The sequence below is a fragment of the Paraburkholderia phenoliruptrix genome (assembly GCF_019511605.1).
GTDB lineage: Bacteria > Pseudomonadota > Gammaproteobacteria > Burkholderiales > Burkholderiaceae > Paraburkholderia > Paraburkholderia phenoliruptrix_A.
Genome location: NZ_JAEUAV010000022.1, coordinates 107705 through 117846, shown reverse-complemented (window position 1 = coordinate 117846; position 10142 = coordinate 107705). Strand labels below are relative to the sequence as shown.

Annotated in this window: 9 protein-coding genes; 5 read left to right on the top strand and 4 right to left on the bottom strand. The window is 66.0% G+C overall.

What is annotated here, in order from left to right; translation table 11 throughout:
• Positions 1-31 precede the first annotated feature (31 nt).
• Complete coding sequence (locus JNB89_RS23740; RefSeq protein ID WP_220363805.1) at positions 32-1234, bottom strand: ammonium transporter; 1203 nt, start codon at positions 1232-1234, stop codon at positions 32-34.
• Positions 1235-1652: 418 nt separating this feature from the next.
• On the opposite strand from JNB89_RS23740, the gene JNB89_RS23735 reads away from it, so the two are divergent.
• Entirely contained in the window at positions 1653-3386 is a 1734-nt protein-coding gene (locus JNB89_RS23735; protein ID WP_218742002.1) for a sensor histidine kinase, read from the top strand.
• A 106-nt stretch (positions 3387-3492) separates the two neighbouring features.
• Here JNB89_RS23735 and JNB89_RS23730 read toward each other — a convergent pair whose 3' ends face one another.
• Entirely contained in the window at positions 3493-3819 is a 327-nt protein-coding gene (locus JNB89_RS23730; RefSeq protein ID WP_135893925.1) for a hypothetical protein, read from the bottom strand.
• A 117-nt stretch (positions 3820-3936) separates the two neighbouring features.
• A complete protein-coding gene (locus JNB89_RS23725) occupies positions 3937-4518 on the bottom strand; it encodes a DJ-1/PfpI family protein (RefSeq protein ID WP_013339591.1) in 582 nt (193 codons plus the stop codon).
• A gap of 211 nt (positions 4519-4729) precedes the next feature.
• Between JNB89_RS23725 and JNB89_RS23720 the strand changes: the two genes are divergently transcribed.
• The 4 genes from JNB89_RS23720 to JNB89_RS23705 all read left to right on the top strand — a co-directional run bounded on the left by JNB89_RS23720 (position 4730) and on the right by JNB89_RS23705 (position 9476).
• Positions 4730-5206 (top strand): hypothetical protein, encoded by a 477-nt coding sequence (locus JNB89_RS23720; RefSeq protein ID WP_013339590.1) that lies wholly within the window; start codon positions 4730-4732, stop codon positions 5204-5206.
• A gap of 133 nt (positions 5207-5339) precedes the next feature.
• The gene (locus JNB89_RS23715; protein ID WP_013339589.1) at positions 5340-5795 is read left to right on the top strand and encodes an Rrf2 family transcriptional regulator; all 456 of its coding nucleotides are present in this window, start codon (positions 5340-5342) and stop codon (positions 5793-5795) included.
• 164 nt (positions 5796-5959) lie between these two features.
• Complete coding sequence (locus JNB89_RS23710) at positions 5960-6607, top strand: NAD(P)-dependent oxidoreductase (protein WP_013339588.1); 648 nt, start codon at positions 5960-5962, stop codon at positions 6605-6607.
• A 184-nt stretch (positions 6608-6791) separates the two neighbouring features.
• A complete protein-coding gene (locus JNB89_RS23705; protein ID WP_220363804.1) occupies positions 6792-9476 on the top strand; it encodes a mechanosensitive ion channel family protein in 2685 nt (894 codons plus the stop codon).
• A gap of 95 nt (positions 9477-9571) precedes the next feature.
• Here JNB89_RS23705 and JNB89_RS23700 read toward each other — a convergent pair whose 3' ends face one another.
• On the bottom strand, positions 9572-10075 hold the full coding sequence (locus JNB89_RS23700) for a cysteine dioxygenase family protein (protein ID WP_223216841.1): 504 nt from the start codon (positions 10073-10075) through the stop codon (positions 9572-9574).
• Between the last annotated feature and the right edge of the window lie 67 nt (positions 10076-10142).

The following is a 10142-nucleotide window of genomic DNA, read 5'->3' as shown; positions in this document are numbered from 1 at the left end:
CCCCAAGCCCCTAGCTACCCCACACCATCGCTCACCCAAGGCTCTCGCGCTCCGGCGTCGCCGAAATCTTGTGAATCGACAGGTCGGCGCCGTTGTATTCGTCTTCCTGATCGAGCCGCAAGCCCACCGTCAGGCGAATTGCGCCGTACACGAGCGCGCCGCCGAGCGTGGCCACGGCGATCCCGCCGAGGGTGGCGAGCACCTGCGCGCCGAACGACACGCCACCCATGCCGCCGAGCGCGCGCAAGCCGAAAATGCCAGCCGCGATCCCGCCCCACGCGCCGCACAGACCATGCAGCGGCCAGACGCCGAGCACGTCGTCGATACGCCAGCGGTTCTGCACGCAGGTGAACATGTAGACGAACAGCACGCCGGCAATGCCGCCCGTCACGAGCGCGCCGAGCGGGTGCATCAGGTCGGAGCCGGCGCACACCGCCACCAGCCCGGCGAGCGGCCCGTTGTAAGTGAAGCCGGGGTCGTTGCGTCCCGCGAGCCAGGCGGTCAGCGTGCCGCCCACCATCGCCATCAGCGAATTGACGGCGACAAGGCCGCTGATCCTGTCGACGCTCTGCGCGCTCATCACGTTAAAGCCGAACCAGCCGACCGCGAGCACCCATGCGCCGAGCGCGAGAAAGGGGATGCTGGACGGCGGATGCGCGGCGACGCCGCCGTCGCGGTGATAGCGGCCATGACGTGCTCCAAGCAGCAGCACCGCGGGCAGCGCAACCCAGCCGCCGAACGCATGCACGACGACCGAGCCGGCGAAGTCGTGGAACGGCGCACCGAAGGTCTGCGCGATCCACGCCTGCACGCCGAAGCGCTCGTTCCACGCAATGCCTTCAAAAAACGGATAGACGAAGCCCACCAGCACGAACGTTGCGAATAGCTGCGGATTGAACTTCGAGCGCTCGGCAATGCCGCCGGAGACGATCGCGGGAATCGCGGCCGCAAACGTCAGCAGAAAAAAGAAGCGCACGAGCGCGTAGCCGTTGTGCGCCGCCAGCGTGCCGGCGTTGTCGAAGAACTGCACGCCGTACGCGATCGTGTAGCCGATGAAGAAATACGCGATCGTCGAGACGGAGAAGTCCACCAGAATCTTGACCAGCGCGTTCACCTGGTTCTTCTTGCGCACGGTGCCGAGCTCGAGGAATGCGAATCCCGCGTGCATCGCGAGCACCATCGCGGCCCCGAGCAGGAGAAAGAGCGTGTCGGTGCCGGTTTTGAAGCTTTCCATCGATTGTTTCCGCTTATGCCAAAAAAGCCGGCATCGAATGCAAGAAGCGGGCCAAAACGGTGCGGAAAGCTCGCGGTCAGTGCGGAACCGCACCGTAATGGGCGGACGAGAGGCAGCGTAGGTCGCGAATTGCCCGCTTCGCGCACCTCTTATGAACATAAAAGGCACAATAGGAGTGCGTCAACGTCCCGATTTGGTTCGTGCGATCCACAATAGGTCAAAATTCGCCCGGGGTACCGGCAAGCGACCCGCCCACGCAGCCGGCGGTATGGTCCGCCGCAGTGCGTGGCGAGAACGCGGCGACGGAAAGGGCAGACGAACGCTCTTGCCGTGGCCCGACCCTTTGTTTCCAAGACAAACGCCGACATAATGTCCCGTCCCGGGCACGACTGCCGGCTCCTCTCTCCAATGCGCACGCATGCGACTCACCACTAAAGGCCTGCTGCTGATCGCCATTCCGGCGGTCTTCGAACTGGCGCTTCTGTCCGGACTCGTGAAGGCGCAGTCCGACGCTGCCGAAGCCGAGCGCCGCGCCGTGCATGGCCAGGAGGTGCTGCGCCAGACCACGTCGATTCTCGATCCGGTGCTCGGCGAGTCGGTCGCGCTGCGCGGGGCGGTGCTTGCCGACGACAATCGCTTCATCACGCCGCTGTCGGTGTGGGTCGACGTCGACCGGCGCATCGACCAGCTGGCGGAGCTCGTGTCGGACAACCCGGCGCAGGTCGAGCGGGTCGTGCGGGTGCGTCAGTCGGTGCAGGCGTACCGGCAATGGTCCGACCGCATCCAGGACCTGCTCCGCTCGGGACGCCACGACGACATCGTCAGGCGCTTTAACGAGCTCGCCCAGACCGACGTGCTCGACCGGTTTCGCCAGCAGGTGGCCGCCTTTCAGGCGGAAGAGAGGCGTCTCGAAACCCAGCGCGCCAATGCCGCCGACGCGGCGCGTGAGCGGCAGCAGTTGTTGGTCGTCGCGGCGGTGGTGGGTTCGCTGCTGTTCGTGGCACTGGCCGTGTGGCTATTCATGCGCGGCCTGCGCGGCCGACTGGCTTTGCTGTCGGACAATGCCGGGCGCCTCGCCGGCAACGAGCCGCTCGCGCCGGTCGGCTCGAGCGGCTCGGGGCACGACGAGATCGCGCGGCTCGATCTGACCTTGCATGAGACGAGCCGACGCCTGCTCGAGGCGGAGCGCATCCAGGCGCGCTTCCAGGCGGATCTTGCTCGGCGTGCGGACGAGCTTTCGCGCATCAACGAGACGCTGCGGCAGCAGACGCAGGAAAACGAGATGTTCATTTACAGCGTGTCGCACGATCTGCGCGTGCCGCTGGTCAATCTGCAAGGCTTTTCGAAGGAACTGATCCGCGCCTGCGACGAACTGCGCGCGGTTGTCGGCAGTTCGTCCATCGACGAACAGACGCGGCAGCGCATCGCCCGCGTGGTGGACGAGGACATCGGCGAGGCGCTGCATTATCTGCAGACGGCAGTGCTGCGCGCGTCGCACATCATTGACGCATTGTTACGGCTCTCGCGCATTGGCCGTGTGGAATACCGGCATCAGAAGGTCGAGGTGCGCGACATCGTGCCTCGCGTGGTCGACGCCATGCAAGGGTCGATTCGCGCGCGGCGGGCCCAGGTGCAGGTGGGCGACCTGCCGGCCGTATGGGGCGATCCGACCGCGCTCGAACAGGTGTTCGCGAATCTGATCGGCAACGCGGTCAACTACCTGGACCCGTCACGTGAAGGCCGGATCGAAATCGGCACCACGCCGGCGCCGCCGGGCGTACAGTCGTTGCGGATTTTTTACGTGCGCGACAACGGGCTGGGTATTCCGGGCATCGCCTTGCCGCGGCTATTCAACGCGTTCCAGAGGCTGCACGGCACGGCGGCCGCGGGCGAAGGCATCGGGCTCGCGCTGGTGCGGCGTGTGGTCGAGCGGCACGGCGGGCGGGTGTGGGCTGAATCAGAGGAAGGCGTGGGCACGACGTTCTATCTGTCGCTGCCCGAGGCGGGCGCGCGTGCTTCGGCCATGAATGAAGCTGAAGCGCGGCAGGCACGCGAAGCACGTGGAGCGAATGAAGCGGCGGCGGGCGTGGCTTCTCTCGCGGCCAACGATCACGCAATGAACAATCCGGGCAATCTCCGGACCGGACGGTGACGGTGCCTGAGAGGTCAGGCAGGTCGGGCAGGGTCAGCACGACCGAGCGGCAACGAGCGGCAACGAGCCGCGTCAGACTACATCGAACAGCGCCGGACAGCGCCGCTCAACAGGAAGCAAAGAGACGTCGCGACTTCAACAGCCGCTGGCCACGAATTGACCAGTAGCAACCGCACGCCAGCAGAATAGCCACGATGACTGTCACCTGGGCAGGCGTGGGCCGCAGGCCGAGCAGCCCGTCGAGCGCGAACACGCAGCGCGCGACGATCAGCAACGCGGCCCACACCGCGCAGGCCGCCTGCACCAGCAGGCGGGTGCCGGCGATGCGCCGCGCGCGGTTTTCGCGGCCCCAGCCGGCCGGTGTGCGGGCGCAGCGAAAAGCGATTGCCGTCAACGTGACGGCGAGAATAACGATCCAGTCGATCAGTTCCATCGAAAAGCGCTCCCCAAGTCAGCCCGTGACTATAGGAAGGCCCTCCGGCGTGAACCATAGGACGACTCTCAAATGCCGCGCACCCCAGCCCTGGCGGCGCGCGGCGTTTGCACTGGCTCAAAGTTCGATGCGCGTGCCCAGCAGAACGAGGAACTGACGCAGCCATTCGGGATGAGCGGGCCAGGCCGGCGCAGTGACGAAATTGCCGTCCGTGATCGCGGCGTCGACAGGAATGTCGGCGTACTCGCCGCCCGCCAGTTTCACTTCCGGCGCGCAGGCTGGATAAGCGGAAATACGCTTGCCGCGGATCACGTCGGCGGCGGCGAGCAGTTGCGCGGCGTGACAGATGGCCGCAATCGGTTTGCCGGCTTCGGCGAACTGCCGCACGATCTCGATCACCTTCGGATTGAGCCGCAGATACTCGGGCGCGCGCCCGCCGGCAATGGCGAGCGCATCGTACTGGCGCGGATCGGCGTCGTCGAACGATGCATTCAGCGCGAACAGATGCCCTGGCTTCTCGGTATAGGTCTGATCGCCCTCGAAATCGTGAATCGCGGTCTTGATCCGCTCACCGGCTTTCCTGTCGGGACACACCGCGTCGACTACGTGTCCGACTGCCTGTAGCGCCTGAAACGGCACCATCGTTTCGTAATCCTCGGCGAAATCGCCGGTCAGAAACAGAATCTTTTTTGCCGCCATCGTATGTCTCCGGTTGAACAAGGGAACACTGCGAACGCTCGTTGCGTGGAGCCAGTCTACCGCACCTGTGTTGACAGAACCGCGACTGCGCGCGGCGCGCCGGCCTCGTCGATCTGTCGGGCATGAAGCCGTTGCGCGGCAGGCACCGGCAACAGCGTATGATGAGCGCGTTTTCGTCAGCAAGGCCGCGTTGCGCGGTCCAAACACACACATGACTTCATCCATTCTCGCACCGATGCTGCGCCGTGCCGCGGTGGTCGTGTTGGTATTCGGCGGCCTCGCGGCCTGTCAGAAGAACGACGCGTCGGCGGGGCAGGTTGCCGGTAAGCTGAACGACGCGGCGCAGGCTGCGGCCCAGAAGCTCGACCAGGCCGCGAGCTACGTCGGCAAGAAAGTCGACGAGACGAGCTCGGCCGCGCAGAAGAACATCGAATCGGCTTCGGCGCCTTCGGTCACGATCAATCCCGATGCGCTTGCCTCCAGCGCGCAGGCAAACCTGCAAAACGCCGCCAGCGCGGCTCAGGCGCAGCTCGGCAAAGCCGCGTCGCTGACCGGCCAGAGTCTCGAAAATGCGGGCCGCAAGCTGCAGCAATGGTCGGCGCAAAGCTCGGCCTCGTCCACGAGCGCGGCCGCTTCATCGTCCGGATCCAGCTACGGCGGCGATGCCCAGAAACAGATGGACAAGTGAGGCGCGCGTAGTCCGTCCACTGCCTTGCGTCGGGGCAGGGGCTGCCCAACGCGAGAGTGCATGCGCGGCCGTTTGACAGCCCCTATAAATGTAATTACTATGGTTACACATTGTCGTTGCAGGGCGGGTTGTCGTGAACACCAGTAGCCGATTTGCATTCGCGGTGCACGTGCTGGCGCTGCTGTCGTTGCAGGAGGGCACGCCGCTTTCGTCGGAAATGATCGCGGGCAGCGTGAACACGAATCCCGCGCTTATCCGGCGGCTCTTGACCATGCTTGCCGAGGCCGGCTTGACCACCTCGCAACTCGGCGCGGGCGGCGGCGCGTTGCTTGCGCGCGCACCCGAGCAGATTTCGCTGCTCGACGTGTACCGCGCGGTGGACGACGCGCAGTTGTTCGCGTTGCATCGCGAGGAGCCGAATCCGGCGTGCATGGTGGGACGCAACATCCAGGTCGTGCTGCGCGGAGTCATCGACGAAGCGCAGCAGGCTATGGAGGCGTCGCTCGCGCAGCGCACGCTGGCTGACGCAACGGCTGACTTGCACCGCGTCGAGCGGGCGAGGGAGCGCAAGCGGCGACCGCACGCGTGAGGCGCGTTCTGGTAAAGAAGCCGCCGGCTTCGAGTCCCACGCTTCAAGTTCCAATGAAGCGGCGGCAATCGGTTTCTGGCAATGATGCACGGGGCCCACGCCCTTTTTTTTATCAATTTATGTAATCGTCATAGTTACAATTAAACACTCACCGGAGCAGTCAGATGAGCAAACAGTTGAAGATCGCATTGTTCGGAGCAACCGGCATGATTGGTTCGCAAATCGCGGCAGAAGCGGCCCGTCGCGGGCATCAGGTGACGGCGCTTGTGCGCAACCCGGCGCGCGTGCCCACGGGCGAGCCGAACCTGAAGGCGGCGCAGGCCGATCTGCTCGATGCGGCGAGCGTCGCCGCGGCGGTGCGCGGTCACGACGTCGTGGCAAGCGCCTACGCGCCCCCGCATGACGATGTCGGCGCGCTCGAGAAGGCCACGCGCGCGCTCGTCGAAGGCGTGCGGGCGGCGGGCTTGAAGCGGCTGGCGGTGGTCGGAGGCGCGGGCTCGCTCGAAGTCGCGCCGGGCAAACAGCTCGTCGATACCGAAGGTTTTCCGCCAGCCTACAAGGCGGTCGCGCTCGCTCATCGCGATGCGCTCGGCTATTACCGCGGCGTCGCCGACCTCGACTGGACGTTCTTTTCACCGGCGGCAATCATTGCGCCCGGCGAGCGCACCGGCACGTTCCGCACCGGCACGAACTCGCTCATCGCCGACGCGCAGGGCAACAGCCGCATTTCCGCCGAAGACTACGCGATTGCCTTTGTCGACGAACTTGAACAGGGCCGTTTCATTCGGCAAATCGCCACTGTCGCGTATTGACGGCGGCCGGCTCGCGGCGCGGGTCGCAGCAACCGCGCCGCGCGACGCGGCAGGCTCTGCGGCTTTGCATCGCGGGCCGCACTGGTGAATTCATGCAAGCCCCCTAACAATCCGTTACGCATGTCAGGTTGCCGGCGTGCAAACAGAGGCTACACTGGCGGCTCCCGTTTTCTCACGGATTGCCATGCAGTCATGCCCGTCGCGGCGTGAAATCGAGGCTGCGCCGTCAAACGGCGGGCCGGATTCGATTCACGCTGCAATTTTTCTTCTTTTCGCTCACATCGGACGCTTGCTGTGCGGCGGCGCCCGCGCCCGCGCGCCGGGTCCGCGCCGCTTCGGCGGCTCGCTGGCCGGAATCTGCGTTGCGCTTTTGCTGCTGGCGACCGGCGCCGGCGTGCCCGTCGGCGCGCAGGCCGCGGGTAGCGGCGCCGGCGGCGCCAGCACCAGCAGCGGCACTAGCACGCCGGTCATTCCGGCGCTGCAAAGTCTGATCAACAGCGCGACTGTCGCGCCGGCCTCGCAGGCCTCGGGCGCGTCGGCCGCGGACGCCGCGTCGGCGCCGTCGCCCGCGAGCCAGGCCGAGATCGCCCGGTCGCTCGACAGCGTGATCGCCACACTCGACAACGACCGCCAGCGCACCGCGCTCGTCGCCCAACTGAAGAAACTGCGCGACGTTTCGCGAACCGTCGGTCCGCTCGCGCCTGCGCCAGCGCAGCCGAGCCCCGGCCTGCTCGGCGCGATTGCGTCGGGCATCGCGTCGTTTGAATCGGACGTGCATGAGGGCCGCACGCCGGTGCGCTATTGGGGCGGGCGCTTCAACGCCGCGGGCAACGAGCTTTACACGATCATCTCCGGTCAGGGCCACGAGAGCCTGGGTCGCATTCTGCTGTCGATGTTCGCGATGCTGGCCGGCTGGGGCGCATGCGCCGCCGCGCTGATCTATCTGCAGCACCGGCTGTACCGGCGGCTTGGCATCGTGATGGGACTCAACCCCAATCCGACCACCCGCGAGCTGCTGGTCTTCGCGTTGCGACGCGTGGGTCCGTGGATCATCGCATTCGTGGCCGCGCTGCTGTTCGTGCGCGCCATGCCCGATGCGCTCGGCCGCACGCTCGGCATGGTGGTCGCGTATGCGATTGTCGCGGGCGCGGTGTTCTCGGCCATTTGCCTGATCATGTTTTCGCTGTTCGGCTCCGGGCACCGGCGCGTCGCGGTGCGCCTGCTCATCGATCACGCGCGGCGCCTGCTGTTCGCGGTCGGCGTGTTCGGCGCGCTCGGCGACGCCGCCGTCAATTACGATGTCGCGCATCAGCTCGGCACCAATCTGGCCGCGCTCATCTCGACGGCCTGCAACATGACGGCCGCCGTGCTCGCCGGCTACTTCGCGCTCGCGTTCCGCAGGCCGGTCGCGCATCTGATCCGCAACCGGCCCTACGAGCAGCGCAACGATCACAAGGCCGCAACGGACGCGTTCGAAGTGCTCGCGGCGCTCTGGCACCTGCCGGTGCTGGTGCTGGCGACGGCCTCCGTGGTCGCCACGCTTGGCGGCTCCGGCACCAGCGAGAACGTGCTGCAGATTTCGGTGGTGACCGCGCTGCTGCTGGTGCTCGCGTTTTTCCTCTCGGCGATCGTGTTGCGCATGACGCGGCCGCGCAGCCCGCGTGCGCGGCGCCGCTCGCCGTATCTCACGCGGCTGCTGCGCTTTTGCGGCACCTTGCTGACGCTTTTCATCTGGCTGTTTTTCTTTGAACTGGCGGCGCGTTTGTGGGGCGTTTCGCTTGCCGCGGTGGTCGAGGAAAACGTCGCGGCGCGCGGCATCGCGCATGCGGTGACGGCAATCGTCGCCACCGTGTTCATTGCGTGGCTGCTGTGGATTCTCGTCGACACCGCCATTACCGAGGCGCTCAATCCCGGCAGCGCGCGCAACAAATCGCGCAACCCGAGCACGAGGGCGCGCACCATGTTGCCGCTCGTGCGCAACGTGCTGCTCGTCAGCATCATGACGATCGCGAGCATCGTCACGGCGGCCAATCTTGGCATCAACGTGACGCCGCTGCTGGCGGGCGCGGGCGTGATCGGCCTTGCCATCGGCTTTGGCGCACAGTCGCTCGTGACCGACCTGATCACGGGGCTTTTCATCATTATCGAAGACACCATCTCGGTGGGCGACTGGATCGACGTGGACGGCGGCCATGCTGGCACCGTCGAGCAACTGTCGATCCGCACGGTGCGGCTGCGCGACGGCCAGGGCGCGATCCACGCCATTCCGTTTTCGCAGATCAAGATCGTCAAGAACCTGTCGCGCGACTTCGCCTACGCCGTGTTCGAAGTACGCATGTCGTTTTCAACCGATGTCGATCAGATCACGCAGATGATTCGCGAAGTCGGCGCCGACCTGATGGCCGACTTCCGCTACCGGCGCGAAATGCTCGGGCCCATCGAAGTGTGGGGCCTCGACCGTTTCGATCCGAACTGGATGGTCGTCAAAGGGCAGATCAAGACGCGGCCGCTGCAGCAGTGGAGCGTGGCGCGGGCGTTCAATCTGCGGCTCAAGCGCAAGATGGACGAAGCGGGCATCGAGATTCCAGTGCCGCAGATGCGCCTGTACACGTCGTCGAAAGACAGCGAGGGACAGCCGTGGCACGGCGAAGACATGCCGCAAGTGCCGGAAGCCGTTGCGCCCGAACAGGCTCACGCACACGACCATGCGCGCCCGCACGTGGAAAAAGCCCTTCCGATGCGCGGCGCGCATGCGGCCGATGTCGTGGCGCGCGACGTGTCGCACGAACCGCGGCCCGCGCCTGCGGCCACTGCGCAGACCGCGCCGATTCCGCCGCAGGTTCCGACTGCCGGCGAGGGCAAGAGCTGATCGTTCCGGCTAGGACCGGGCGGTGAAAGGGGAAGGCGCGGAATTTCGCGCCTGCTGGCGCCTGCCTGGTTCCTGCGCTTTATGCCACCTCGCGCTCAAACGAGCGCGGGCGCGACGCGCACCACGTCGTTTACATGGGTGCCGATGTGCGCGCCAGCCACGCCGTAGATGTGCAACGACACGGCGGGTGCATCGCTGCAATTTCCCAGCCGATGAATGCTGCCGCGGCCGCTCCTCACGAACGATACCGCGCCCGGCGTGCGCGCCTGGCTGCGCGCGACGCTCGCGCATTGCTGCGAGTCGTCCCATTCGAAAACCGTTTCTTGCAACGTGCCCTCTATCACCGCATAGCCGCACCACGTGTGGTGCGCATGCACGGGGCTCGCCTGATGCGGTAGCCAGACTAGCGCGGCGATCGCATAACGGCCTTGTGGATCGGCCGCCAGCAGGTGACGACGGTAGGTTTCGAGCGAGCCCTCGCGTTGCGCGGGCGTGAGCAGCTCGGCGTCCGCAGCAGCTTCCTGGAGCGCAACGCGCATGCTGCGCGCGAAGAAGCTCGAATGCGACGGCTCGGGTAAATGGGCGCAGGCTCCGAACATCGCGTCGATCGCATTGCACAGACGGGCCAAGGGCAAGTGGCGGCCCGATCGCAACGGTAGTTCGTTA